General features: G+C 41.5%; 29 protein-coding genes. 15 read left to right on the top strand and 14 right to left on the bottom strand.

Annotated elements, in window-relative coordinates; all coding sequences use genetic code 11:
* Positions 1-6: 6 nt before the first annotated feature.
* The 5 genes from VM932_RS14035 (at position 7) to VM932_RS14015 (ending at position 5,236) form a co-directional block, all read left to right on the top strand.
* Positions 7-543 carry an RNA polymerase sigma factor gene (locus VM932_RS14035; protein ID WP_326279444.1) on the top strand — a complete coding sequence of 179 codons (537 nt, stop codon included), beginning with the start codon at positions 7-9 and terminating at the stop codon, positions 541-543.
* Between the two features lie 133 nt (positions 544-676).
* A complete protein-coding gene (locus tag VM932_RS14030; RefSeq protein ID WP_326279442.1) occupies positions 677-1,252 on the top strand; it encodes a DJ-1/PfpI family protein in 576 nt (191 codons plus the stop codon).
* A gap of 342 nt (positions 1,253-1,594) precedes the next feature.
* Positions 1,595-3,973, top strand: coding sequence for a TonB-dependent receptor (locus VM932_RS14025; RefSeq protein ID WP_326279440.1), 2,379 nt, complete (start codon positions 1,595-1,597; stop codon positions 3,971-3,973).
* Positions 3,974-3,977: 4 nt separating this feature from the next.
* Entirely contained in the window at positions 3,978-4,820 is an 843-nt protein-coding gene (locus VM932_RS14020) for a DUF4249 domain-containing protein (RefSeq protein WP_326279439.1), read from the top strand.
* 68 nt (positions 4,821-4,888) lie between these two features.
* A complete protein-coding gene (locus VM932_RS14015; RefSeq protein ID WP_326279437.1) occupies positions 4,889-5,236 on the top strand; it encodes a winged helix-turn-helix domain-containing protein in 348 nt (115 codons plus the stop codon).
* On the opposite strand, the gene VM932_RS14010 is transcribed toward VM932_RS14015, so the two are convergent.
* Genes VM932_RS14010 through VM932_RS13965 form a run of 10 tightly spaced genes read right to left on the bottom strand, consistent with a single transcriptional unit; the run spans position 5,233 to position 13,626 of the window.
* The gene (locus VM932_RS14010) at positions 5,233-5,988 is read right to left on the bottom strand and encodes a sulfite exporter TauE/SafE family protein (protein WP_326279435.1); all 756 of its coding nucleotides are present in this window, start codon (positions 5,986-5,988) and stop codon (positions 5,233-5,235) included. The genes VM932_RS14015 and VM932_RS14010 overlap by 4 nt on opposite strands.
* A 3-nt stretch (positions 5,989-5,991) precedes the next feature.
* The gene (locus VM932_RS14005; protein WP_326279434.1) at positions 5,992-7,158 is read right to left on the bottom strand and encodes a molybdopterin molybdotransferase MoeA; all 1,167 of its coding nucleotides are present in this window, start codon (positions 7,156-7,158) and stop codon (positions 5,992-5,994) included.
* Entirely contained in the window at positions 7,158-8,150 is a 993-nt protein-coding gene (moaA, locus tag VM932_RS14000; RefSeq protein WP_326279432.1) for a GTP 3',8-cyclase MoaA, read from the bottom strand. Before moaA ends, VM932_RS14005 begins: the two co-directional genes overlap by 1 nt.
* A complete protein-coding gene (moaCB, locus tag VM932_RS13995) occupies positions 8,143-9,039 on the bottom strand; it encodes a bifunctional molybdenum cofactor biosynthesis protein MoaC/MoaB (RefSeq protein WP_326279430.1) in 897 nt (298 codons plus the stop codon). Before moaCB ends, moaA begins: the two co-directional genes overlap by 8 nt.
* The gene (locus tag VM932_RS13990) at positions 9,040-9,483 is read right to left on the bottom strand and encodes a molybdenum cofactor biosynthesis protein MoaE (RefSeq protein ID WP_326279428.1); all 444 of its coding nucleotides are present in this window, start codon (positions 9,481-9,483) and stop codon (positions 9,040-9,042) included. It lies immediately after the preceding gene.
* Entirely contained in the window at positions 9,476-10,489 is a 1,014-nt protein-coding gene (locus VM932_RS13985) for a HesA/MoeB/ThiF family protein (RefSeq protein ID WP_326279427.1), read from the bottom strand. Before VM932_RS13985 ends, VM932_RS13990 begins: the two co-directional genes overlap by 8 nt.
* Complete coding sequence (locus tag VM932_RS13980; RefSeq protein WP_326279425.1) at positions 10,486-10,722, bottom strand: MoaD/ThiS family protein; 237 nt, start codon at positions 10,720-10,722, stop codon at positions 10,486-10,488. Before VM932_RS13980 ends, VM932_RS13985 begins: the two co-directional genes overlap by 4 nt.
* Positions 10,719-11,324, bottom strand: coding sequence for a nucleotidyltransferase family protein (locus tag VM932_RS13975; protein ID WP_326279423.1), 606 nt, complete (start codon positions 11,322-11,324; stop codon positions 10,719-10,721). The genes VM932_RS13980 and VM932_RS13975 overlap by 4 nt, the downstream gene beginning before the upstream one ends.
* Positions 11,321-12,475, bottom strand: a complete 1,155-nt coding sequence (locus tag VM932_RS13970) for an XdhC family protein (protein ID WP_326279421.1) — start codon at positions 12,473-12,475, stop codon at positions 11,321-11,323. Before VM932_RS13970 ends, VM932_RS13975 begins: the two co-directional genes overlap by 4 nt.
* Positions 12,472-13,626, bottom strand: a complete 1,155-nt coding sequence (locus VM932_RS13965) for a cysteine desulfurase family protein (RefSeq protein WP_326279419.1) — start codon at positions 13,624-13,626, stop codon at positions 12,472-12,474. The genes VM932_RS13970 and VM932_RS13965 overlap by 4 nt, the downstream gene beginning before the upstream one ends.
* A gap of 152 nt (positions 13,627-13,778) precedes the next feature.
* Between VM932_RS13965 and VM932_RS13960 the strand changes: the two genes are divergently transcribed.
* The 6 genes from VM932_RS13960 to VM932_RS13935 all read left to right on the top strand — a co-directional run bounded on the left by VM932_RS13960 (position 13,779) and on the right by VM932_RS13935 (position 18,689).
* Positions 13,779-14,108 carry an ArsR/SmtB family transcription factor gene (locus tag VM932_RS13960; RefSeq protein ID WP_326279418.1) on the top strand — a complete coding sequence of 110 codons (330 nt, stop codon included), beginning with the start codon at positions 13,779-13,781 and terminating at the stop codon, positions 14,106-14,108.
* A 48-nt stretch (positions 14,109-14,156) separates the two neighbouring features.
* Positions 14,157-14,624, top strand: coding sequence for a DUF6428 family protein (locus VM932_RS13955; RefSeq protein WP_326279416.1), 468 nt, complete (start codon positions 14,157-14,159; stop codon positions 14,622-14,624).
* Between the two features lie 189 nt (positions 14,625-14,813).
* Positions 14,814-15,431 carry an arsenate-mycothiol transferase ArsC gene (locus VM932_RS13950; protein WP_326279415.1) on the top strand — a complete coding sequence of 206 codons (618 nt, stop codon included), beginning with the start codon at positions 14,814-14,816 and terminating at the stop codon, positions 15,429-15,431.
* Positions 15,431-16,477 (top strand): ACR3 family arsenite efflux transporter, encoded by a 1,047-nt coding sequence (gene arsB / locus VM932_RS13945; protein WP_326279414.1) that lies wholly within the window; start codon positions 15,431-15,433, stop codon positions 16,475-16,477. The genes VM932_RS13950 and arsB overlap by 1 nt, the downstream gene beginning before the upstream one ends.
* A 76-nt stretch (positions 16,478-16,553) precedes the next feature.
* A complete protein-coding gene (locus VM932_RS13940) occupies positions 16,554-17,498 on the top strand; it encodes a TolB family protein (protein ID WP_293163717.1) in 945 nt (314 codons plus the stop codon).
* Positions 17,499-17,660: 162 nt separating this feature from the next.
* Positions 17,661-18,689 carry a DUF4382 domain-containing protein gene (locus VM932_RS13935; protein WP_326279411.1) on the top strand — a complete coding sequence of 343 codons (1,029 nt, stop codon included), beginning with the start codon at positions 17,661-17,663 and terminating at the stop codon, positions 18,687-18,689.
* 85 nt (positions 18,690-18,774) lie between these two features.
* On the opposite strand, the gene VM932_RS13930 is transcribed toward VM932_RS13935, so the two are convergent.
* Positions 18,775-19,965, bottom strand: coding sequence for a TlpA family protein disulfide reductase (locus tag VM932_RS13930; protein WP_326279409.1), 1,191 nt, complete (start codon positions 19,963-19,965; stop codon positions 18,775-18,777).
* A 144-nt stretch (positions 19,966-20,109) separates the two neighbouring features.
* On the opposite strand from VM932_RS13930, the gene VM932_RS13925 reads away from it, so the two are divergent.
* Positions 20,110-20,502: a DoxX family membrane protein gene (locus tag VM932_RS13925; RefSeq protein WP_326279408.1), complete on the top strand. Its 393-nt coding sequence runs from the start codon at positions 20,110-20,112 to the stop codon at positions 20,500-20,502.
* A gap of 46 nt (positions 20,503-20,548) precedes the next feature.
* Entirely contained in the window at positions 20,549-20,899 is a 351-nt protein-coding gene (locus VM932_RS13920; protein ID WP_326279406.1) for a tRNA-binding protein, read from the top strand.
* 2 nt (positions 20,900-20,901) lie between these two features.
* Here the strand turns inward: VM932_RS13920 and VM932_RS16790 are convergent, their stop codons facing one another.
* The 3 genes from VM932_RS16790 to VM932_RS13910 form a co-directional block, all read right to left on the bottom strand.
* Complete coding sequence (locus VM932_RS16790; protein ID WP_428979751.1) at positions 20,902-20,979, bottom strand: TraR/DksA C4-type zinc finger protein; 78 nt, start codon at positions 20,977-20,979, stop codon at positions 20,902-20,904.
* A gap of 127 nt (positions 20,980-21,106) precedes the next feature.
* Positions 21,107-22,603: a SulP family inorganic anion transporter gene (locus VM932_RS13915; RefSeq protein ID WP_326279405.1), complete on the bottom strand. Its 1,497-nt coding sequence runs from the start codon at positions 22,601-22,603 to the stop codon at positions 21,107-21,109.
* A 241-nt stretch (positions 22,604-22,844) separates the two neighbouring features.
* Positions 22,845-24,338, bottom strand: a complete 1,494-nt coding sequence (locus VM932_RS13910; protein WP_326279404.1) for a potassium/proton antiporter — start codon at positions 24,336-24,338, stop codon at positions 22,845-22,847.
* Positions 24,339-24,725: 387 nt separating this feature from the next.
* Between VM932_RS13910 and VM932_RS13905 the strand changes: the two genes are divergently transcribed.
* Together VM932_RS13905 and VM932_RS13900 are read left to right on the top strand one after the other, a co-directional pair.
* Entirely contained in the window at positions 24,726-25,574 is an 849-nt protein-coding gene (locus tag VM932_RS13905; protein WP_326279402.1) for a TolB-like translocation protein, read from the top strand.
* A 687-nt stretch (positions 25,575-26,261) separates the two neighbouring features.
* Positions 26,262-26,906: a response regulator transcription factor gene (locus VM932_RS13900; protein ID WP_326279400.1), complete on the top strand. Its 645-nt coding sequence runs from the start codon at positions 26,262-26,264 to the stop codon at positions 26,904-26,906.
* Positions 26,907-26,935: the final 29 nt, after the last annotated feature.

Here is a 26,935-nt window from a genome sequence, read left to right as displayed (position 1 = left end):
CTCTTTTTGAAGCATAAAAATGAAATATTCATAATAAATTCCTTAAAAAGCGGAGATAAAAAAATCTTTGAACGCCTCTATTCGGATTACTACCAGAAATTATGTGCCTTTCTGCTCAACTATTGTCAAAATCGGGCAATTATTGAAGATGTAGTGCAAGATGTGTTCTTAAATCTTTGGATGAAACGCAAGGGCATTCACATAAAAACATCCTTAAATGCTTTTTTGTACAGGGCGGCATATAATAGATTAATGGACAAGTACAGGCACTTGAGGCTCAATAACGACATGCTGTCCGCTTACTACCATACTGCCGTAATGCTTGCTGCCAACGTCGACTCCGAGACATCCAAAAAAAGGGCCAAGCTATTGGAAAATTGCATGGAAGAACTGCCAGAAAGATGCAAAGAAGTTTTTCACGGTAGTAAAATTCAAGGATTGAGCTACAAAGAACTTTCAGAGCGGTTCCAAATCTCCATAAAAACAGTGGAAGGGCATATATCCAGAGCATATAGAATCCTAAAGGAATGCATGCAATTGTAGAAATTTAAATAAGCGCACACTCCCTAAAACCTTCCTTTATTTTATAATAATTTAATACAAACGCTTCTCCTTTTCCCAAGAACCATCAGTATCTTTAAGATTGTTCAGTTGTTAACCTTAAAATACTTGAAATATGAAAAAAATTCTTTTCCTAACAGGCGATTTTGCTGAAGACTATGAAACTATGGTCCCTTTTCAAATGCTCTTGATGGTGGGCTACGAAGTACATGCCGTATGCCCCGACAAGAAAAAGGGCGACACCATTAAAACCGCCATCCACGATTTTGAAGGCGACCAGACCTATACCGAAAAACCTGGTCATAATTTCGCGCTCAACTACAGTTTTTCCGATGTCGACCCATCTGACTACGCAGGATTGGTCATTGCAGGCGGACGTGCTCCAGAGTACCTTCGCTTGAACCAGAAAGTATTGGAAATAACAAAGCACTTTTTTGATGAAAACAAGCCTGTAGCCGCTGTTTGCCATGGCATACAAATACTTACCGCAGCAGGAGTGGTAAAAGGCCGAAAACTTACCGCTTATCCAGCAGTTGGACCAGAAGTAACCATTGCAGGCGGCGAATACCAAGACATTCCGGTGGATGGCGCTTATGTAGATGGCAACTTGGTAACATCCCCTGCATGGCCTGCGCACCCAGCCTTTATCCGTGAATTCTTAAAAGTGATGGGAGCCAAAATATCCATCTAATTCAATCCAAAAAATGATTTTAAACAGGATAGTATTGCCACATTTTAATGTTTTAGCTGTACTATCCTTTTTTTTACCCCCATGGTATTAATCAAACGTTCTATTGAACGGTTTCTCTATTTTTTTTATTGAACTTGGCCTATATGAAAAGGAACAAATGGCATCGGTTGAAAATTTAACCTAAAATTATGTTCCGTCGTTTGACGTTTCACTCCATTTTGCCCGTAATTCACTCCAAAATGGCAAAAAGACCATCATTTTTACCAGTTCCATGTTTTCTTTGCCAACAAATTAATCTAATTATCCTAAAATAGATTTAAAATCATTAGTCATCAATCAACTATGAAAAAGAAAATACTAACCTACTTACTCCTCTCGCTTGGTTTTACGGTTATGGCACAGGAAAAATATACCATCCGCGGCACCGTAAAAGACAACGAGAATGGAGAAACCCTTATTGGAGCCTCCGTTTATTTGCAGGGCACGGAATACGGGACCATAACCAACGAATACGGATTTTACTCGCTCACCGCTCCAGCAGGCACCTACACTCTGTCCATTACTTATATTGGCTTTGAGGGAACCACGCAAGAAATCACATTAAATAGTGACCAAACTTTAGATTTGGAACTCTCCCAAAATGCAACTGCCTTGGATGAGATTGTTGTGTCGGCTGACGATACCGAAAAAATAAACCTCAAAACACCCCAAATGGGCGTAGCCCAACTAAAAACCCAGACCATTAAGGAAATACCTGCCGTATTGGGCGAGGTGGATGTGATCAAATCCATACAAATGCTTCCCGGCGTGTCCAATAACGGCGAAGGCAGTACAGGTTTTCATGTTCGGGGCGGAGCTGCGGACCAAAATTTGGTGCTGTTGGATGAGGCCATCATCTACAATACCTCTCACTTTTTTGGTTTTTTCTCGGTGTTCAATGCGGATGCCATCAAAGATGTAAAATTGTACAAAGGTGATATCCCTGCCGAATTTGGTGGTAGGGTTTCCTCTGTGCTGGATGTACGCCAAAAAGACGGGAACAGTAAAAACTTTGCCCTTAGCGGTGGTATCGGCATCGTTTCGAGCAGGTTAACGGCAGAAACGCCAATTTTTAACAACAAAGGTTCCGTTCTAGTTGCAGGAAGAACATCTTATGCGCATTTGTTCATGAAGTTCATTGATGATCTGAAAGATGATAAACTAGCCTTTTACGATCTTAACCTTAAAGCCAATTACGAAATCAATCAAAACAACAGAATCTATCTTTCGGGATACTTTGGGCGAGATGAATTTATTTTGGCCAACCTGATAACGAACAACTACGGGAACGCAACTGGAAACCTTAGATGGAACCATATTTTCAATGATCGGCTCTTTGCCAACCTCTCCCTGATCTATAGCCAATATGATTATAGGATCGTTTTGGATTTTATTGGCCTGGATTGGGTCGCCGATATCGAAAATTACAACCTAAAATACGGACTCAACTATTACGTAAACGACAAATTCAAGCTCAACTTTGGAATAAGCAGTATTCTGTACGACCTAAATCCTGGCGAGGTAACACCCTCCAACGAGACTTCATCCATCAACTATTTAAAGTTAGATCAAAAAAAGGCATTGGAATCTGCCGCGTACATTGGTGCCGAAAACGAAGTTACCGACAAACTTACCGTACAATACGGCCTGCGACTCAGTCATTTTTCAAGGCTGGGCGGTCAAAGCATCAATCAATACGCAAACGACCTGCCCGTGGTCTACAATGAGGAACTCGGCATTTACGAAGCTGGCGAAGTGGTCGGGGAAACATCTTACGGTAAAAACGAGAGCATTAAAACCTATGCACAGCTCGAACCCCGTTTGGCACTCTCCTATCAACTTAACGATATTTCATCCGTAAAAGCTGGTTACACCCGATCTGCGCAATACCTCCATCTATTGTCCAATACAACCGCGGTAACTCCTTTGGATGTCTGGACACCTAGCGGCTCTTTCATCAAACCGCAACTGTCCAACCAATACTCCATGGGCTACTACAGGACTTTTAACGACCAAAAGTACAGTCTGGAAGTAGAAACGTATTACAAAAGCATTGACAACCGTATTGATTATATTGATGGCTCCAACCTCATTGGAAACAATACCATTGAAACTGAAATCCTTAACGGTGAAGCCCGTTCCTACGGAATGGAACTGTTGTTACGAAAAAACACGGGCAAATTAACAGGATGGCTGGGTTATACCTTATCCAAATCTGAACAGCGCACACTGGGCGGCCGTGCAGGAGGATTGGGCATCAACGACGGGAATTGGTACAACGCCCCATATGACCGTACCCACGATATTTCTTTGACCGCAACCTATAAATTCAATGAAAAGTGGAAGTTGAGTTCCAATTTTGTGTTCCAAACAGGGCGCCCCGTTACCTACCCCAACGGACAATATGAATACGAAGACCTATCCATAGCAAGCTATTCCAACAGAAATGCAGATAGATTACCTGCCTATCACCGATTGGATGTATCAGCCATTTACACACCCAACAGAAAACCCGATAAAAAATGGAAAGGCGAATGGATTTTTGGTATTTACAACGCCTACAACCGCAGAAATGCTGCATCCATCACCTTTGGACAAAATTGGCAAACAGGTGAAAATGAAGCAACCCGTACCGCCATTTTCGGAATAATGCCAGCGATTTCCTATAACTTCAAATTTTAATGCAATGAAAAATTATATATCACTCATAATCACAACATTGTTAGCAGTTACTTCTTGTACCGATGTAGTAGAGGTTGATGTTCCAACAGCAGAAACACGATTAGTGGTCGAAGCTTCATTGGATTGGGAAAAAGGTACCTATGGAAATGTACAGTCGATCAAGTTGAACACCTCTACCCCTTATTTTGATTTGGATTCCGATACCGCCGTTGATGGAGCCCAGGTAAACGTGACCGATTTGGATTCTGGAGATGAATTTCTGTTTGAAGGACAAGGAAATGGCCTGTATACGACCTCTAATTTTATTCCAGTTTTGTACCATCAGTATCAGCTAGAGATCATTTATGACGATGAAACCTATTTGGCCACGGAGACTTTATATCCCGTTAGTGACATTAAAGCCCTAACCCAATCTACCGAAGGTGGTTTTGATGATGAGTTTCTGGAACTAAACCTCTATTTTGACGACCCCGAGGAAGAAGAAAACTTTTATTTGATCAGATATCAAGAAGAAGGCGACCCGTTTCCCGATTTAGAAGACCAGTCTGATGAATTTACCAACGGCAACGAACAGCACGACTTTTACGAAAAAGACGATGATGAGGACAACAACGAACAACCTTTTGAGCCCGGGGATACCGTTTTTGTTGATCTTTATGGAATTTCGGAACAATATTACAACTACATCCGCTTGCTTATAGAACAATATTATGGCTCGGGCGACCCATTTGGAACTGTGCCCGCACCCATCAAAGGGAATTGTATCAACCAGAATGACCCAGCTAATTTTGCTTACGGATATTTTAGGGTAACGCAGGTTTCCAGAGGCTCCTACACATTTCAATAAAGCTGTATTATTTAGTAGCTTTACGGAAGAAGCCCACATTTTGAGGCAAAAACCACTAATTTTAAAAGATGGGAACACCAAAAGATCTCAAAATACGATGCTGGATAGATATTGACGGGAAAAAGTTTTTTGGCCCTGGGCGAGCACAACTTTTAATGATGATCGACAAGAATGGTTCCCTATCCAAAGCAGCCAAGGAAATGGGGATGTCCTACCGCAAAGCATGGTCCATGGTAGAGGATATGAATTTAAGAGGGCAACAACCTTATGTAGAACTCCATAAAGGCGGCACAAAAGGTGGCGGCGCTGAATTAACGGAAACGGGCAAGAAAGTCCTTTCCACCTTCCTTAAAATGAATGATAAAATTACAGCTACTGTTCAACAGCATACCGAAGAAATGTTGGGGTTGATTTAAATTTTTATCCCAAAACCGTGCAATAAAATCAACCGGAATCCTACATAAAGAACCAAAATACTGGTGAGCACTCCCAAAAATTTGAGGTTAAACTTTTTATTGGACAAATAAGAACCGATACTTCCCCCGATCACAACAGCGACGATAAGCTGCAGCATTAATCCATTGTTCAGTTTGAAGGTACCTGCCACATTGAGGCCGATCAAGCCCGAAATGGAATTGACCAAGATAAAAACGGAGGCCAAAGAGGCCACAACTCTTGGGTTTTCCCACTTTAAAAGATTTAACACTGGAGATAAGAAGATACCTCCACCTATCCCAGAAATTCCCGAAAGCAAACCAATTCCACCACCAAGCACCATTTTTTTGGGATCGGAAAATTTTCTAGAGTCCAGCTTTTTCTTCGCAAATCGAAGCAGCATAAAAATACCCGCCATTATCAAGGCTCCGCCCAGCACCATAAAAAACACCGTTTGTGATAATCGAATTTGTGCCCCCAGATAGGCAAACGGAATACTCATTACCAAAAACGGCCAAAATAACTTCATATCAAAAACCCGATTCCGGATAAAAACTAGGGTTCCGATGGTAACCACGCAAATATTCAAAATGAGCGCAGTAGAGCGGATTTCGTAAAAATCCGTCAAGAAAAGGCTTAAAATGGCCAAATAACTCGACCCTCCCCCAAATCCGACCGAACTATAAAACAATGCAATCAAAAAAAAGACAATGGGCAAATAGTCAACGCTCATCCATCAAGAAATTAGCTTACACTTGATCAAATCCCCTTCTTTCAAAACCTCGCCATCATCTATAAAAGCGAGGGCATTACCCTTGGCCATAGATTGAATCATAGAAGACCCCTGTCCATCGAGAATCTCTACTTTTCCATCAATAACGGCTGCTTTTAAAAAGGAAGGACGTCCAAAACGGTTTTCGTAAGCATGTTTTATAGGAAACTGATAGGTGGGCAAACCTGTGGTTTCATAACCCGAGAATTTTTGGAGCAATGGAAGTACATACACATAAAAACAGGTCAATGAGGATGCGGGATTACCTGGCAGTGCAAACACAAATTGATTGTCCTTTCGTCCAAAATATAAAGGTTTGCCAGGTTTTTGAAATACCTTGTAAAACAATTCGTTAACCCCGTTTTCTTCGAGAGATTGTTTCACAAAGTCATAGTCGCCCACTGATATTCCTCCAGAGATAATCAGCACATCGCAAGACTCCAATGCGGTCTTGATGCCTGTTTTAGTGGCCTCAAAATCATCTTGTATCTGTGTTTTTTGATGATGTTTGAAGCCAAATTGCTCCAGCGCTCCAGCAATTGCGTAGCTGTTGGATTCATATATCTGCCCCTCAGTTTTGGATTTACCGGGTTTCACCAATTCATTTCCAGTTGTGATGATGTTCACCCGAGGTTTGGAAAAAACGTCCAAGCTCTCCAGTCCCAAACTCCCCATCAAAGCCAACGAAGGTGGGTTTAAAACGTGGCCTTTTTCAAATACCGCTTGCCCTTCGGTCAACTGACCACCTTTTTTTCGGATGTTCTGTCCAGACTTGGGCATTTCATCCAAGAAAAGCGTACTCGCTTTTACCGTCGTTTTCTCCTGCATCATCACAGCAGTAGTGTTTTGGGGCACCTTCGCCCCCGTAAAAATGCGAACCGCTTTACCATCCTTCATCAATATTTCTTTGGAATCACCTGCAGCTACCTCCCCAACCAATTGATACTCCTGATAAAGGCCACACAAGGCATAACCATCCATTGCGGAATTATCAAACTCGGGCACATCAAAAGGGGAAACTGTATTTGTTGCAAGGGCATAGCCTAGCGAATTTTCAAGTGGCTTTGTTTCACTTTTTAAACTGATGTTTTGGTCTTCAACAATGCGAAGTGCTTCTTCAATTGTAACCATTAGCCTCCTATTGAAATCATGGAACGGTTTTGCTCGTAGTGTTCGGCATCCATTTTCACGTCCATACCGTCACGAGAATATTTTTTGGATTTAATGGCCTGCAAAATGGTGTTTTCAATCTTTTCCCCATTACGAAATGGCGTTAACAAATCCGTTTCTGAATTCGCGAAGAGACAATTTTTCATTTTCCCATCTGCCGTCAGCCGAATACGGTTGCACTCATCACAAAAGGGATTGGTAATCGTGCTCACAATGCCAAAACTGCCCTTGTGACCCTTCACCCTAAAGTTGGTAGAAGTGCTGTGCTTTGGATTGTCAAGGGTTTCTATTTCACCGAATTTATCGCCAACAGTCTTTAAGATTTCTTCCTTGGAAACTCCCTTGCTCCAGTCCCATTTATTGCCCTTAAAAGGCATAAACTCAATGAACTTGGGCGTAATCTTTTTATCCCTGGTCAGGGCAATAAAGTCATTGATTTCATTGTCGTTCACCCCTTTGATCAGAACAATATTGATTTTGAGGTCCATATCCATGTCCAACGCCATGTTCAGGTTCCGCATGATGCGCTCGTAATAATCCCGCTTGGTGATAAAGACGGATTTGGCCTTGTCCAGCGTATCCAAACTAAAGTTGATTTTACGCAGCCCAATTTTCTGGAAGAGTTCTAGGTATTTGTCAAGCACGATGCCGTTGGTGGTCAATTTTAAGGTAACGCCCAGTTTGGCCAACTCTTCGACCAAATAGCCAAAATTTTTCCGAACCAAAGGTTCGCCACCTGTTAAACGCACCGTATCCACCCCCAAATCCCGGAATGTACGAGTCATTTTAATGATTTCCTCCAAGGTCATTATACTAGGCTTTTCCATCAACTCAATACCTTCTTCGGGCATGCAGTAAAAGCATCGAAGATTGCATCGGTCCGTCAACGAAATGCGGAGGTAGGTATGTGGCCTACCGAAATTGTCTATTATTTGTGGTTTCTTTTCAATCATGTCTTTTTCCTTCTATCACTTTAAATGCATGCAGCACGTGGGGGAAAATCGCATCCATGGATTCTGCTGCTCCTTTGGTGGAACCCGGCAACGCCAATATCAGTTTACCGTTTTTGATGCCCGCAATGGAACGCGAGAACATCGCATAAGGCATTCGATTTTGCCCGTAGCTTCGCATTTGTTCTTCTACTCCTTTTAGTTTGATGTCCAACATAGGTTCCAAGGTCTGTGGGGTGACATCTCGCGGCCCCACACCCGTACCTCCCGTAAAAATCAGCAAGTCCGCAGTAGTGTTCTCCACTTTTTTGATGATTTCCCCAGCGTCATCGGGTATTATGCTTTTTTGCGATGCCACCCCCAATACTTTCAGTTTTTCCACAATGGCCTCGCCTGCCCTGTCCTCGCCTTTTCCTTTGGAAATGGTATCGGAACAAACGACTACATCCGCAGTCAGTCCTTCTGAATTTAATTTATATGAGGATTTTCCTCCCTTTTTTGATTTGAGGCGAATAGTACCGATTTCAACGCTTTTATCAATCGGTTTGAGCATATCGTACATCGTCAGGGCCACAACACTGGCTCCGTGCATCGCCTCTACCTCTACCCCAGTTTTGTAAATGGTCTTCACCGTCGTCGAAATAATGATGTCCAAACCATCAATTTCATAATCGATGCCCGTGTATTCAATGGGCAACGGATGACAATCGGGCAAAAGGTCTGGCGTTTTCTTAACACCCAACAACCCAGCTGCCTTGGCCATTTCAAACACATTCCCTTTGGGAACTTCGTTGTTTTGTATCGCATCTATCGTAGCCTGACTGCTCGTTTTTACGATAGCCTCTGCGGTGGCTTCCCGCAAAGTGGTTATTTTATGTGTGATATCTACCATTTACTTGTTTACTTTCCATTGATGGGTTTCGTCCTCAAAAATCTCTTTGCCGAATACGGGCACTTTCGCCTTGATTTCTTCCACAAAAAAGTTGGTGGCGTCTATCGCAATTTTTCGGTGAGCCGACGAGGTGAACACAAACAGGCATAACTCTCCCACATTTACTTTACCCAAACTATGATAAATATGGGCACACGTAATATCAAATTTGGCAAAAGCTGCTTCACGTATTTCGTGAAAGACTTTCTCCGCCATTTCTTCATAAGCGGTATAATCGATAGCAGCGACTGTTTTTCCATCCACTTCGTCAGCTCTGATTTGTCCCAAGAAAATGCTGTGGGCACCAATATTGGTCTTACTTTGGTGGTTGGCCACCGAATTGGCTATTTTTTCGGGAGGAATCGCTCCTTGTACAAATACTTTTTTTGGTTTCTTCTTATCCATCAATTATGGTTTCTATGCCGCCTTCCACATTTTTCAAATTGTGAAAGCCAAATTCATTTTTAAGGATTTCTATGGCGTTTTTGCTGCGTTTTCCTGACTGGCAGAACACAAATACGTCCTGATTGTTCGGTATTTCATTGTGTCGCGATATTAAATCACTCAAAGGGATGTTCAACACTTTTTTACCTTTTGGTTTGGGCTGCTCGAATACTTCGCGCACATCAAGATACCAGTGTTCTGCATTTTTTAAATCGCAATCAATATAAACAGGGGATATCCCTTCTTTCCTTATTTTTTCTATTTCTTCGGGGCGCTTGTTTATTTTGATGGTCTGCTCGCTGCCCCGCATCATATTGATCAACTTTAGCTTGCATGACAGCACCTCACCCACCCCAAGAATTATTTTGAGTGCTTCTGCGGCCTGAAGAGTGCCCAAAATGCCTGGTAACACACCTAATACTCCCGTAGCCTCACAACTGATGTTCTGTCGGGTGCTTTTGGGGAATACACATCGGTAAGTTGGACCGTTTTTGTAATTGAATACTGATAGCTGCCCCTCATTTTTGTAAATGGAGGCAAACACCCAAGGTTTATCGGCCAGTATGCAAGCATCGTTGATAAGATACTTGGTTTCAAAATTGTCCGTGCCGTCCAAGACAACATCGTATTGCTTGATGATGTCCTCGGCGTTCGCAATCGTCAACGGCTCCTTGTATACTTCAAACTCTAACTCGCTGTTTTGCTTTTCCAAACGTTCTTTGGCCACCACTGCTTTGGGCCTCCCCACATCCGATTCAAGGAACAACACTTGCCTGTGTAAATTGGACATATCGACTTTGTCGTGATCCATCAGACCGATTTTGCCTACTCCTGCTCCAGTTAAATACATCGCAGCGGGACAGCCCAAACCTCCAACACCAACAATCAGCACCTTGGCATTGTGAAGCTTTTCCTGACCATCTGGCCCTACTTCCTTGAGTTTTATTTGTCTATCGTATCTGCTCATCCTCCTGCGAACGGTGGCAACAGGGCCACTTCGTCCCCATCTTTTATGATTATTTTATTATCCAAATTTTGATTTACCGCAATCTGTACGGAATCTTTGTCCGCAATGGCTAGTCCATTCAGACATTGTGCTTTTAATTCCGAAGCCGTGAGCGCTCCATTGAGCTCCAAAACTTCTTCGGACTTGTCTGCCGCTTCCGCCACCAAACCAAAATATTTTACCATCACTTTCATGCTTGCATCTTCTTTAATTGCTGTACATCTTCTTCGGTGTCCACATCAAACCCACCCTTTTGGAATGTTTCGGTGCAAAAATCAAAATTGTCCATGTGAATTAACTTTTTGGCGCCTTCGTCTCCTTTTAAACTCAACAACAATGGAAAAGTAGTCTTACCAAAAATAGCAGGCACTCCAATGTTGTCTCCATATTTGGAATACGTTGCTTTTGGATTTTTGGTCAATTGGGTATGTACCAATTTAATGAGATTGGTTTGCTCCAAAAAGGGCTGGTCGGACACCAAAAATAGTACGTGGTCGAGTTCATTTTCCTTGGAAAGCGAAGCTTCCAACCCCACTTTTATACTTGATGCCATTCCCTGCTCCCAATCTTTGTTGATAGCTACTTTAAAACCATCGAACTTTATCTTTTCTTGAATGCGCTCTTGATTTGCACCCAGCACCAATATTTTAGTCTGAAATCCCAACATATCCACTTTATCCATGGTCTGTTCCAAGAGGGTCTTTCCTTTGAATTCCACCAACTGTTTGGGTCGACCCAATCTTAACGAGCCTCCAGCTGCCAAAACAACTACCGCTATGTTTCCTTCTGCGCTCAAATGGATATTTTTTGAAATTTGTTTTGTTCCTTATTGTGAATGGGTTCGTTTTTTTGCTTTAAGGGTCGGGGGGTTTTGTTCTTCAATACACTTTGAATCTCCGCAAGAATGGACAACCCAATTTCTGCTGGTGTCTCTGCACCAATTTCCAGTCCCACGGGAGCATGGATTTTGCTTAAATCCGCTTTGGAAACTTCAACACCTTCGTCCGCCAGCTCGTTGAGCATACGATTGTATTTTTTTAACGGCCCCAGTATACCGATATAGGGTATCTCCGACTGTCCCAATAACAGTTTAAGTACGGACAAATCATAATTGTAATTGTGGCTCATCAACACAAAGCAAGTACGCTGGTCTATTTTGATGCTTGCCAGTGTTTCTTCGGGCTTGGTAACAATCACTTGGCACGCGCCCACAAAACGATCTTTGTTGGCATGGGTGGGGCGACCATCCGTCACAACAACGTTCCAACCCAACAACTCTGCTTGTTGTGCTAAAATTTGCGCATCATTGCCTGCTCCCACCAAAACCAAGTTTACCGGTGGCAGGTGCATCTGAATAAATATATAATACTTTTTACCATTAATCTCTAGCACTCCAAAACAGGAATTTCCCTTATTTATGACCTCTTTGCTTTTTAAAAGCAAAGCTTTTTGTAAATCGTCAGGGATTGGCTTGCCCGCAACTGCATCTTTTATGTCAGCAACTGAAATGGTTCCTAGTTGTTTCTGGCTTTTGTCCAAATCAAAAACAACCGAAATTGCTACGGGAACTTCCTTTTCAATGACATTGCGTAAAAGTTCACAGGGATTGTGCTGATCGGTATAATCAATGGGCTCAAAAAGCACTTGAATGATCCCGTTGCAACCTAATTGTGCCCCGATTACCGCATCATCTTCATCGCTGGTATCGTAGGTGACCAATTTGTTTTCTTGTCTATCCAGGGCGTAAAGTGCCTTTCTGAGTGCATCGCCCTCCAAACAGCCACCGCTGATGGCCCCGGTGATATTCCCGTATTCGTCTACCAACATTCGTGCGCCCGGTCTACGGTACGATGAACCATCAACATGAACCACAGTGGCCAATACGCAGGGAATGTGCTGTGATTTCAAGGATGAATAGCGTGATATGATAATGTCCAGTTCCCTCATAACGTGACCGTTTTTAGCTGGTTGACGGCTTTTTTGATTTCTGACACAGCTTTCTCAATATCTTCAGAAGTTGTGTTACTCCCTGTACTGATACGTAAGCTCGCCAAAGCAGTTGCATCATCGTATCCCATAGCTTTTAGCACGTGCGATGGTTTCACAAGGTTTGCATTACAGGCAGAACCTCGAGATACAGCCAACTTATTGAGATACCGCAGCAATTTAGAACCATCCATATTTGAAAAAGAAACGTTGGTTGTATTGGGCAACCGTTCCCCTACATTGCAATTAATTGTTACGCCCTCGATAGTCAAAAGCTCTTGCTCCAATTGGTTTCGCAAGTTTAATTGCTTTTGGTGATTTTCTTCAAGGCTTTGTTGGGCAAAGGCGCAAGCTTTTCCAAAACCGACTATTCCAGGTACGTTCAAAGTTCCTGGTCGAATTCCTTTTTCGTGATTTCCTCCGAAAAGATGTTTCGCAATTGATATTTTGTTGTTTTTGTTCAGATAAAGTGCTCCGACCCCTTTAGGACCATATAGCTTGTGAGACGAAAAAATGGCCAAATCAATTCCTAAATCCTGAAGATTAACGGGGATTTTACCAACAGCCTGTGTAATGTCCGATAGTACCGGTATCTGCTTTGCATGTGCTATCTCCGCAATGGATTTTATAGGGTGAATCAGGCCTGTTTCGTTGTTGGCCAACATGATGCATACTAAAATTGTAGACGACTTTATGGAATCTTCCAACTCGTTCAAATCAATATTTCCATTGTTGTCCACATCTAGGTAGGTGACCTCAAATCTATCGGCTTCCAACGCTTCCATACATTCGAGTACGGCTTTGTGCTCTGTTTTACATGTAATAATATGATTGCCTCTACCCCTGTTCCGCTTGCAAAACCCAAACAAGGTCAAGTTCGCGGCTTCCGTTGCGCCCGAAGTAAAAGTTATCTCTGTAGGTCTACAGCTCACAAGTTTTGCCACTTGGTTGCGCGCAGTCTCTACCGCATCATCGGCACACCACCCAAAGGAATGGTCGCTACTTGCATTACCAAAATCCTGGGTGAAATAAGGTAGCATGGCCTCCACTACCTCCGTGGCCGTGGGAGTAGTTGCATTATAATCCAGATATATTTTTTCGGTCAGAGACAAATTGTTATCGTTATATACAGATATGCATATCGCAATTTAATAAGAATAACAGCGAATTCATTACTTTTTTTAAACCATTATGAAATAAATTTCAATTTTTTTTGGCTCTTCAGCTATTAATCGTAATATTGCAATGAACATTTTATTAAAGAATGGGGTTAACCAAGACTGAAATATTCACCGATAAGCAGAACCAAATTGCACTGTACGCCAAAGCTTTTGGCCACCCTGCCCGTGTCGCCATATTGCAGTACTTGTTTAAACTGAACGCCTGTGTTTGTGGGGATTTAGTAGAGGAAATTGGTTTGGCCCAGCCTACCATTTCACAACATTTAAAAGAACTGAAACAGTTGGGGTTGATCAAAGGCAACGTTGAAGGCACCAGCGTTTGTTATTGTATTGATACTGATAATTGGGAAAAGATGAAAACGGTAATGTCCGATTTCTTGAACCAAGACCTTGCCCCAAAAGAGTGTTGTTAAAAAAATTTGAATCTATTAATCGTAATATTACAATAAATATATATAATCATGAAGTTAGAAGAAGTAAAATCAGCCTTGCAACAATTGGATGTCATAGCCTTTCAATTACCTAACGGCGAATTGGTCCCCAATCATTTTCATGTTACCGAAGTGGGTAAAATAACAAAACATTTTATTGATTGTGGTGGTACGGTCCGCAATGAAGAAGTAGTGAATTTTCAACTTTGGAATGCCAACGATTACGACCATAGACTTCATCCTGAAAAATTGGCGAACATTATTGACCTATCCGAAAAAACCTTGGATATTGGCGATTTAGAGGTGGAAGTGGAGTACCAAGGACGGACGATTGAGAAGTTTTCTCTTGATTTTGACGGAACCAACTTTTTATTGACCACCAAACAAACCGATTGCTTGGCCAAGGACAAATGTGGTGTGCCGGACGAAAAGCCCAAAGTAAAATTGTCCGAATTACAAACTTCCGAATGCTGCACCCCAGAGGGCGGATGCTGCTAATCCCACTAAAACACTCTGGACTTGAGGTCCATAGGTTTAAAGAAAGAAAATTCTTTGTCGTATCCGGTATCAAGTACTCCCTTAATCTCCCGAAACAGGTTCGGGACAGGCTCTCCAAAGGAGGGAAACTTCTCCTCTTGGGGAGACTTGAGAGGGGAGCTTCTATAAATTTATAACACCCAAAACAATATGGCACTTTTTAAAGTATTGACCGATTTTGTCTCCAATTTGGATACACAATCCATCACAGTAGAGCGAAAACAAACCTTATCGTCGCTTGTTGGTTACATCCAGCAAAAGGTAGATGACGGAAAATCCATACACATCAATTTTATCTGTACGCACAATTCCCGGCGGAGCCATTTGTCCCAAATCTGGGCACAGACCATGGCGCATCAATTTGGAATAGAAAACGTTACCTGCTACTCTGGAGGAACAGAAGCTACCGCCCTATTCCCAATGGTGGCGTCTACCTTGGCAAACACTGGTTTTGAGGTAAAGACACTTTCCGAAGGAAAGGACCCCGTGTACAGCATCAAGTTTTCGGAGAATGAACATCCCGTGATAGGTTTTTCCAAAAGAATGGATGATGATTTCAACCCGAAATCGGATTTTGCAGCCATAATGACCTGCTCTCAGGCTGACGAAGGGTGTCCGTTTGTGCCCGGAGCCGAAAAACGGATTCCAATCACTTACGAAGACCCCAAAGCGTTTGACGGCACATCCCAACAAGCTGAAAAGTACAGCGAGCGAAGCAAACAAATCGCTACCGAAATGTTTTATGTCTTTTCCCAAATAAAAAAGTAATGGCAACCAAAAAATTGAGCTTTTTAGATAGAAACCTGACCCTTTGGATTTTTGTGGCGATGATATTTGGGGTTGGAATCGGTTACTTTTTTCCAAGTTTTCCCGATTTTGTCAACTCCTTCAGCAGTGGAACAACAAATATTCCCATTGCCATTGGATTAATTTTAATGATGTACCCGCCTTTGGCGAAGGTGAAATACTCCTTGCTGCCCAAGGTATTCAAAAACACCAAAATCTTGTCCATTTCACTCATTTTGAATTGGATTGTAGGCCCTATTTTAATGTTTGCTTTGGCCATTATCTTTTTACGGGATTATCCAGAGTACATGGTCGGACTTATTTTAATTGGTTTGGCTCGGTGCATCGCTATGGTGCTGGTCTGGAACGAATTGGCCGAAGGCAGCAGCGAATATGGCGCAGGATTGGTGGCGTTGAACAGTGTTTTTCAAGTATTTGCCTATAGCTTTTACGCTTGGATTTTCATCACCGTACTCCCACCCTATTTTGGGTTTGATGGGGCTATCGTCGACATCTCCATCGGAACCATTGCCGAGAGCGTGGCCATTTATCTTGGAATTCCATTTATAATGGGAATTTTGAGTCGACAAATTCTGGTGAGGCTAAAAGGCGAAGCTTGGTATACGGAAAAGTTTATCCCTGTTATTTCTCCTATTACATTGATTGCCCTCTTGTTAACCATTGTAATCATGTTTTCGTTAAAAGGTGAATTGATCGTTGAAATTCCTATGGATGTTTTGATCATAGCCGTGCCGTTATTGATTTATTTTGCCTTGATGTTCATTATCGGATTTTTCACCACCAAAGCAATGGGTGCCGAATACGACAAAACGGCTTCAGTGGCGTTCACAGCTGCGGGAAACAATTTTGAATTGGCCATTGCGGTTGCCATTGCCGTATTTGGTTTAAATTCCGGACAGGCCTTTGCTGGGGTAATCGGTCCATTGGTAGAGGTGCCTGCACTCATTTTATTGGTAAAGGTTTCATTCTGGTTAAAAAAGAAATACTACAGTAGCGCTAGAGCATAAGGTCAAACATCATTTTAAAAATTCTAAGAGTTTAGTAAATTCAACCCCTAAAAACTTTAAACAAACTAATTTCATCATGGGTAAAGGAGTTACTATTCTCGGAATTCTAGTGTTACTGCTGTCCTGTAATTCAAAAAAGGACACTTCCCCACAAGAATTGGGGCTGGTTTACAATGTTTTAAGGGATGTTGATATTGATAATTACGAGGTTTACTCTATGAATCTTGATGGTTCCAACAAAAAAAACATCACAGACCTTTATAATGTAGAGTGGACCTATTATTCTTACGAGGACACTTTGTATTTTATTTCTGACAGAGGTGCCTGCAAGCGTTGCTATTTTTTGTACAAAAGCAACTTTAAAGGAGAAAATCCAAAGAAAGTCAGCGATTTGGAATTGGCCGATAGCTGGATGAGCTCTAGAAAAGATGGAGATGAACTCATTGTAAAGCCAAAACTGATTACCGAATCCACATTTTATATTCTTGACAGAAATGGGAAAATCATCAATCGGTTGGATACCGGTTTACCTTTTGCCGCAGACCCTTTGTTCGTTAATGATGGAAAGCAAATAGTGTTTAGGGGCGGCAAAGCTGTGGAAAAACATATTGATGGTTTTGATGAGGAACTATATATTATAGATGAAGACGGCCAAAACCTTAAACAATTGACCCATTACCCCCAAAAGGACACCACTGCAGGGAAGTTTGATTACAGAGCGGGAGCCCCAAAATTACACCCTACAGAAAACTTCATCTCTTATCAAAGCAAACAGAACGGAAAGTACAGTTTATATGCCGTGAGCTTAGATGGCAATAAAACATGGAAATTGACAGAAAATAGCGAGAACGAAGGATGGCATGATTGGAGCCCAGATGGTAAATGGCTGGCCATGGAACTTTTTGATGATGAACAACAGTTTCATATTGGTTTGATGAATTGGGAAACAAAGGAAATGGAAATTTTGACCGATACCACCTTTCAATATCAACAAGCTCCCAACTTTATCTACAAAAATTAATGTTGCAGAATAAAGCATTTCTCATAAGGTTTTTAAGTGCCTTTTATCGATAAAAAAATTTTTTTTCATTAAAAAGTAGGGTTTTTTAACCTTTGGTTGTTTTATACATATAAAATCAGAACAGGGATAGTTATGCCCTGAAAAATTTAAAAACCCCATACTATGAGAACAAAGTTAATTTTTAGTTTACTAATGACGCTGGCCCTGATTATAATGGGCTGCTCAGATGGTGAAGGTCAAGGATCAGGAAATGCTGAAAGTACCGGTACATTATCGGTACAATTAACGGATGCTCCTTTTCCCTATGAACTAATGGCCGAGGCCAATGTAACCGTTTATAAAGTTGAAGCTCGCCTAGTGGACGGCGATGAAGACGATTCCGATGATATGAACGATGATTCTGAAGATGATTCAGACAATAGTTCCGACGATAACTCAGATGACAACTCTGATGATGATGACAACTCTGATGATGATGATGCCGATGACGACGATGGTTCTCCTTTCATTACACTAATGGAAGAAGAAATTGAAGTAAACCTTTTGGAACTTACCAATGGATTAACAGAAAAATTGGCGGAGATAGATGTTCCCACAGGGTCGTACGACCTAATTCGTATTTATGTAAAGGGAGTAAATGTGGTTTTGACCGATGGAACCGTTTACGATTTAAAAGTTCCTAGTGGTGATGCCTCTGGAATAAAGGTTTTTGTTGACCCAGCCATCACGGTTGCCGGTGGCCTTTCTTCCGATTTGTTGTTGGATTTTGATGTAAGTCAATCCTTTGTTGCCAAAGGTGACATTAGCACGCCAGCAGGAATCAACGGATTCAATTTTACCCCAGTGATCAAAGCAAGTAACCTTTCTACCTCGGGTACACTTTCTGGTAATGTAAGTACCGTTGAAGAAGAAGCGTCAGTTGCCTTGGAAGGCGCCCAAATCTCTGTAATTGCTGCAGATACCTTGAATACAACCTCCTTTACCGATGTAGATGGCAACTATGCCATCCTTGGACTTAAGGCCGGTATGTACAAAGTAGTAGCTGAGCTTGATGGTTATTTGGCAAGCGACACATTGGATGTACAGGTTGATGCTGCCAACATTACCACTCAAGATTTTGTATTGGAAGTGGATCCTGAAGCTACCGAAGGTGAAAATACTGATGATGGTTCTACCGATGGTGGCAACTAATAAATTCTAGATTTAATTATAGAAGAGCCCCGATAATTATCGGGGTTTTTTATTTTAAAAAAAGTCAATCTAAAAGATTGATAGTTTAATTCTTCTCCATATAATCGTCCACAAAATCAATCAAATCCTTCCCATGAAGGTTTTTTGCCAGTACCCTGCCCTCTTCATCCAGTAGAAAATTAGCCGGAATCGTTTTTAAACGCAATGCATCCATAAAAGGATTTTGATCGCCCTCCAAATGAGAAGCATGCAACCATCGGTGGGCTCCGTCCTTCTCAATGGCATTTTCCCATGCTTTTTTGCTGCTTTCCAAAGCATAAGCAACAATCTGAAAATTTTGGGAGTTATATCTTTCCCAAAGGGGCACCAAAATATCTCGGTTCTCCACCCTGCATGGAGCACACCAAGATGCCCAAACATCCAGCAGAATTAATTTCTTACCATTGATTAGTTCTTGCAATGAAACATCTTCCCCATTCTTCATAGGGAATTGTAACTCGGGCATTGTATCTCCGATCAAAATGGGAAGCTCTCCCTTATCGGTCACGGAAACAAGTTCCCTTACCCAATCATGTTCAGGGAATATGGCATTCCATTTTTGGGCCTGTGCATAAACAGATTCAGCAATGCGTTCATAATCCCCTTCGGGACTTGCCCACCGCAAGGCCATCAAAGCTGGTAATAATTCTTCAGTGGAATCCGAAAAATGGATTAACTCTTCTTGATAAGAACGGAGATTTTTTTCGCGCTCCAATAAATTGTCATCAAAATTTTGTTCGCTTGCTTTCCCTTTTAAATACTTTTTAAAAGCGGCCATTCGCTGGTCCCTTAATTGCAGCATGGCTTTATTTGCCTGAGACGGCTGCTCCAAGGAAAAAGAACTTTGAAAACTAGCCATAGCTGCATCTATTTTAATTTTAGCATTGGGTTCGTAAACCAATGGAAAATAATTATCTGTTTCAGGGTTTTGGTTAATCAACCTATTGGGAAACTTTTCATTCTTTCTTTGGACCACGACTTTAAGCAATACTGGCTCTTGAAATCCCGGCGAATTCACAAATTGAAATTGGCCTTTGCCATTTACTTTGGCCGAATCCAAGATTTGGGCTGTAAAGCTTTGCCCGATTTCATTAAATTTTTCAGGTTGCACCAAATATACCATCGGCTTCCAATCGGCTCCATCCGTCATGTTTAAAGTGCCTGTCAACCATACTTCCTGCGAGCAGGACATCAAAAAAAATACGGGCAATATTGAGGCTCTGAACAAATATTTCATGCCGATAAAATTAACTTTTTAAAAGAAAGTATTTCTAATTCCTGCGTTTAAAAGTTGCCCCTCATTTCCCCATACTTCTTAGATAAAGGTTATTTAAACGATAAAACAACGACCAATTCACCAAATAAACCAATCAATAATATTATGACAATTAAGTCCATAGCAACTACAATTTTGAGAATTATCCCTGCAGTTATCTTATTACAGACCTTATTTTATAAGTTTTCCGCAGCCCCCGAATCCGTTTATATTTTTAAAACATTGGGACTAGAGCCTTGGGGACGAATAGGCTTGGGCATATTGGAACTTATAGTGGCCATTCTTATTTTTGTCCCTAAAACCACTTGGCTGGGCGCGTTGTTGGGTATTTTTATAATGGGCGGTGCCATTTTTTTGCATTTTACCAAATTAGGGGTAGTTGTCCAAAACGATGGAGGCACATTGTTCCTTCTCGCATGGATTACTTTTGTTTGCTGTGTGATTTTGGTTTGGCTGCACCGTTCCCATATTCCTCACAATAATTATTCTGATTTATAATACCCCGTTGGTCCTGTTTTTTACTTTTGGGATAAATTATTTGAAAATGGGCAAGAAAATACCCTACGATCTATCTTGGAGTGACTTTACAAAGGTAGAGATGCGAATAGGAACCATTATTGAAGCTGAAATTTTTCAGGAAGCGAGAAATCCTGCCTATAAAATGATCATCGATTTTGGCGACATCGGCAAAAGAAAAACCTCTGCGCAGGTCACAAAGCTATACACCCCTGACGAACTTTCAGGAAAACAAGTAGTGGCCGTGGTCAACTTTCCCCCTAAACAAATTGCCAACATAATGAGCGAGTGTCTTGTTTTAGGAGGTGTTGGCGGAAATGGGGAGGTAACGCTGATCCAACCGGAAAGGGAAGTGAAAAATGGAACAAAAATCGGGTAAGCTCATATAGCGCACTTTACGCAGAGTACACTCTCAGGGCGAATCATAAGGCGGCCTTCGGGAATGGGCCACCTGCATATACGTCAAATGCCAAAATCCGTTTTGTTGACCTTGCCCAGTACCAATTTCAGCTTTCTTTAGCGACGTTCGGCCTCCCAAAGGGCTGCATCTTTCACACTCTTATCGTTTGAGACAGCCACCCGCTGGTTATTCCAAGACATTGACATTGATCATCTTGTCTGCCTTGATCAACAGCTTATGACTCGCGCTCGATAGATTGGTAATATATACCTTTTTGTCCACTTTGTGGTACCGTTCGGTAAGCTTGTTCACCGCCTCGATTGCAGACATATCCACAATACGGCTTTCCCTAAAGTCGATGATGATTTCCTTGGGGTCGTTGAGCACGTCGAACTTTTCATTGAACATTTTAATGGAACCAAAGAACAGGGGGCCATAAATTTCGTAATGCTTGATGCCCTTTTCGTCGATTCGTTTTCTGGCACGGATGCGTTTGGCGTTGCCCCAGGCATAGACCAAAGCAGATATCACGACCCCGATTAAAACGGCAAGGGCCAAGTTGTGCAAAAATACCGTTACAAGTATCACGATGACCATGACGATGATATCCGATTTGGGGTATTTATCGAGCACTTTAAAGCTTACCCACTCAAACGTTCCGATGGCCACCATTATCATTAGCCCGGTCAAGGCGGCCATGGGCAATTTTTCTATCAAGGGTGCGCCGAACATGATAAAGATAAGCAGTGCTACTGAAGCAATAATTCCGGATAGTCGAGCACGCGCCCCGTTGGATATGTTGATCAAACTTTGTCCCAACATGGCACATCCGCCCATTCCAGAGAACAGTCCAGAAACGATATTCGCCACCCCTTGTGCAGCGGCCTCTTTGTTGGTACGCCCCCTGGTCTCGGTAATCTCGTCGATAAGTTCCAAGGTCAGCAAGCTTTCTATCAAACCAACACCGGCCACAATGGCCGCATAGGGAAAAATAAGCGTCAAGGTTTCCAATGTGAAGGGAATTTCAGGGATATGGAACGGGGGAAATCCACCTTTTATGGATGCAATGTCCCCAACCGTCTTGGTATCTATACCAAAAGCGACCACAATACCAAAAACCACCAAAATAGCGGCCAAGGATGCCGGGAATGCCTTCGTGATCTTGGGCAGCCCCCAGATGATCAGCATAGTCAAAACCACAAGTCCCAAAATAATGTACAGTGCATTGCCTGTGAGCCAATTACCTGAGGGACCCTTGAACTGATCCAATTGGGACATAAAGATGATGATGGCCAGACCATTTACGAAACCATATACCACAGGTAATGGCACCAATCGCATTAACGTACCCAGCCTCAAAGTCCCAGCAAGGACTTGAAGGATACCCGCCAATACCACTGTGGCAAACACATATTCTACTCCGTGACTACTTGCCAAAGCAACAATGACTACTGCAACGGCACCTGTTGCCCCAGAGATCATCCCTGGCCTACCACCAAAAATAGAGGTCACCAATCCCATGACAAAAGCGGCGTACAGCCCGACCAAGGGGGACAAGCCCGCAATTAAGGCAAAAGCCACAGCTTCGGGAACCAATGCTATGGCAACGGTAAGCCCTGAAAGCACCTCGGTCTTATAGTTTACTTTCTGTGAAAAATCAAATAGTTTTAAATATTGTTTCATAATAATCGTGGATGATGGTCAAGACCAAACGGTCAAAACCGTATGAGGTAAAAAATATTATACTGAAAATGCTTTGGACGATGATGTCCAATAAGGGAGATGCTTTAGGGCGGAGTCGCCACTGGCAATACAAAATGATATGTAACTGAGGACTTGCTCATTTTTTGAAGCTGCAAATTTAATACAATTAATAAATCTTCAAAATAAAAACTATAAATGCTATGCAGTGCAAAGAAAAAAATCAATCCTCGATGCCATCCAAAGCTTCAGATTTGGACAATGCGAGTGATGCGTAAACTTTCTCCAAGATCTCTGGTTTGTCCGTAAGTACCACCAATTTATCATTTGCCTTTATCTCTGTTAACCCATTTGGGGTAATGTAATTGCCATCACGCACTATCATTGCAATGATCGCTTTTTTGGGAAAGTTCAGGTTTACGATTTTCTCCCCCATGGCCGGACACGATTCCCCAATCGTAATTTCCTTCATGATGGCTTTGGGGTGCTCGGACAACAGTTCGTCCGTTGGTGAAAGGGGCTTGGCACTTTCGGGCAGCCCAACATGCAACCATTTTGCCACAATGGACAACGTACTACCTTGAATCAGTACCGAGGTCAAAGAGACAAAAAACACAATATTGAATATAATGTTGGCCTTTTCAATACCCGCCAAAAGTGGGTAGGTGGCAAATACAATGGGTACTGCTCCACGCAAACCTACCCAGGAAATATAAAACCTTCGCCTCAGCTTCATCCTAAATGGCATAAGGGAGATAAAAACCGCCAACGGACGGGCGACAAAAATCAGGAACAAAGAGATTAACAAACCTATTCCCATATAAGGAACAATTTGAGTGGGAAATACCAATAACCCCAATGTTAGGAAAAGTACAATTTGCATTAACCAAGCCAAGCCATCAAACATTCGCATAATGGTTTTCTTGTGAATTAAATTTTGATTGCCCAAGTAAACCGAACATATATAAATGGCCAAGAAACCATTGCCTCCTATAAAATCCGTTGCGGAAAAGGTAATGAACATTAGGGCTATGGTAAGCACGGGGTAAAGTCCCTCAAAATCCAACCTAATCTTGTTTATTATAATTTTACTGAGTTTCCCAAATAGGAATCCTGCCGCTCCACCCAATATCATTTGAAGGAAAAACATGGGCAAAACAGATACAATATTTTTCTCGGGGAACTGTACAAGCGTCAAAAAAGCAATGGTAAGTACATAGGCCATGGGGTCGTTACTTCCACTCTCAAGTTCCAGGGTGGGCCTTAAGTTCTTTTTTAAAGCCAGATTCTTACCCCTTAAAATGGAAAAAACCGCAGCGGCATCGGTAGATGATACAATGGCACCTAACAACAAACTTTCATAAAGGCCAAAGTCGGTAATCAAATAAACAAAATACCCCAGACCCACCGCCGTGAGCAATACACCTACGGTTGAAAGTGCAATTCCTTCTCGAAGTACGGGTTTTACCGATTGCCAGTTTGTGTCCAGGCCTCCTGAGAAAAGAATGAAGTTTAGGGAGACCACGCCGATAAACTGTGTAATTCTTGGGTTGTCAAAATAAATACCACCTATACCGTCCGACCCCGCAAGCATCCCTATGGTCAAAAACAACAAAAGGGTGGGTACACCAAAACGATAACTCGTTTTACCAGCCAAAATACTGATCAGTAAGAGTACAGAACCGATTAAGATGATATTTTCAATGGTAATATTCAATGGAGGTACTATCTAGGTTTGGGGTTACTTTAAAAAGTTTATGAAAATAGCTTCCAAATAATAGAAGGTATTTATCAAAAAAAGCGAAGTTAATTCAATTTGTATGATTTAAAATGCAAAAAATATCGTGGATACCATCAAAATACATATACAAAACCTTTATGCTGACAAAATTGACCTTTATTTCTATAATTAAATCAGCCCGTTAAAACACACAAAAGAACGTTCAAACGCATTTTAAATGATTTAGATGTGTTAAACGTCGAAAAAATATTCGTTGAAATACACTTTTTCGTCGTTAAAAGTAAAAACCTGTGAAAAATTGATAAGTATTCGCTCCAATTGTTTTTGACCTTTGTAATGTATTAACCCCCAAATCTATACATCATGACACGATCTATTATTTACAGTCTACTTGTTTCAGGAACAATACTAGCCAGTCAACCTACTTTTGCACAGGCTAATGAAAAAATAATCAACGACACTATGAATGGTAGTGTTTCCTCTATTGATGGATACGAACCAAACATGTCCATTACCGAAGACGGAAAAACGGCATACTTTAGTAAGGGTGTTTACGAAAAGCCCCTTTATGGTGTGTTCTCCAAAAAAGAATTGGTGTACCATGTTTACCGTGCCGAGAAAGTAAATGGCGAATGGACCAATATTACGAAATTGGATGTATGTCCAAAATATTATTCGGCCAAACACCCAACAGTTACTGCCGATGGATCTCGCTTGTTCTTTGCATCCAACATGAAGGGAACTTTTGGAAAATACGACATTTATGTAGCCGATATCGCTGCAGATGGGAGCCTTGGTGTATCTAAAAATCTTGGACCAAAGGTAAACACCAAAGAAGACGAGCTTTACCCTAGCATATACAACGAAACCTTATTGTTCTTTGCCTCCGAAGGAAGAGGTGGATATGGCGGATTGGACCTTTATGCTTCGCAAGTGGTCAAGAACACGCTTACCACAGCTGTAAACTTAGGTGCGCACATCAACAGCAATAGCGATGAGTATGCCATTCAATTGAGCCCAGAGAAAAAATTAGGGTTTGTAGTATCCAACAGAGGATTCAACAACACCATATCACAATATACTGTTGCTTATGGACGTTCAAAGAAGCAGGATCAATACAACGATGTTGCTAAGAACGATGAGGAACTAGAGACTGTTATGAACAATGAGGCCTACGAATATGTAGGTACCTCATTCCAAGACGAAGAATAAACTACTTATTGAATCGGTCAAAAAAACCTGAAAAGTGTCTTATGATGTTGTTTCATAGCCGAACTTAGAAACACTCATGGCAATGATAAGAAAGACAGGGGGAAACTGACAGACTATCATAGAAAGCGGGTTGTATTATTTCAATCTGACCGATTTACACCAAGAATAGGATGCTGATGGGACGGCATCCTATTTTTTTATGCAAAAAATCTGAAATACAATTATTTAGAGTTTAAAAGATAGCTCCTACCCTTCTTAATTTCAAGCAAACCGAATCTTTCAGAAGTGCATTTGAACGAAAATAACTACAAAAATCACTTTCAATTGTTAAAAAATTCTAATTTAACCCTTGAAATAATACAATCCCAAATCTATTATGTCATGAACAAGAACTACAACACTCGAAAAAAAGGCGTCCCAAAACCTCTTTTTACCTTACTTTTTTTGATGAGGCAACACCTCAACTAAACACAAATTATAGCAGTCAATCCCTTTTTAGGGATTACACCCATTATTGAAGTAAACTTTTAAATGGATCTGTGATTGTTTTTGCTCCAAAGCGCAAAGCAATGGTTTTCCATTTGTTTATCCCAACTTCAATAATGTGAAGCAGGACAACATTATGTCCTAAAACTTAACCTACAATACAATTATGTAAAAGTATTAATCCCCCAAATCTTTCTTATCATGGAAAAAAAACCATTAAAAATTGCCATTATCGACAATGATGATGCTATCGGCGGCATTTACAATCAGTATTTTGAGGAAAACGAAGCTTACGAACTTCTCGGCACTTTCAGTTCGGTTCAAGGCTTGTTGTCCAATTTTGGACGCTCACATCCAGATATTATTATCTGCGAAGCTATGCTCAATGGAATTTCGGGCATTGACGGTCTTGAGTACTTTTATCGTAAAAACAAAGACCTAAAGGTATTGGTTATGAGCCAAAAAAACGACTTCAAACTCATTAAAGAAGCCTTTAAAAATGGAGCTAACGGCTACCTGATCAAACCAATGACCAAAGACAGATTGTTCAATGCTTTGGACACGCTTAACCAACACGGCATTGCTTTGGAACTGGATGTAGCCAAAAAAATCATCGGTTCTTTCCAAACAAAGTCTTTTGAGGTGTTCTCGAAAAAGGAAAACCAAATCATTGAACTCCTTACCCAGGGGTTTACCTATAAAATGATTGCTGACAAGCTTTTTGTTACTCCCAGCGCAGTCAACTTCCACATTCAGAACATTTATGTAAAGCTTAACGTGAATTCAAAATCCGAAGCTTTGCGCAAGCTCAAAGAGATGGAGATGCAGCAATTGAATGCGGCTTAAACCGGAAACTTCGACTAAACAAAAAACCC

The organism is Flagellimonas halotolerans (assembly GCF_035818535.1).
Taxonomy (GTDB): domain Bacteria; phylum Bacteroidota; class Bacteroidia; order Flavobacteriales; family Flavobacteriaceae; genus Flagellimonas; species Flagellimonas halotolerans.
The sequence above is the reverse complement of the archived record's forward strand: the minus strand, read 5'-3'. Positions and strand labels throughout refer to the sequence as shown.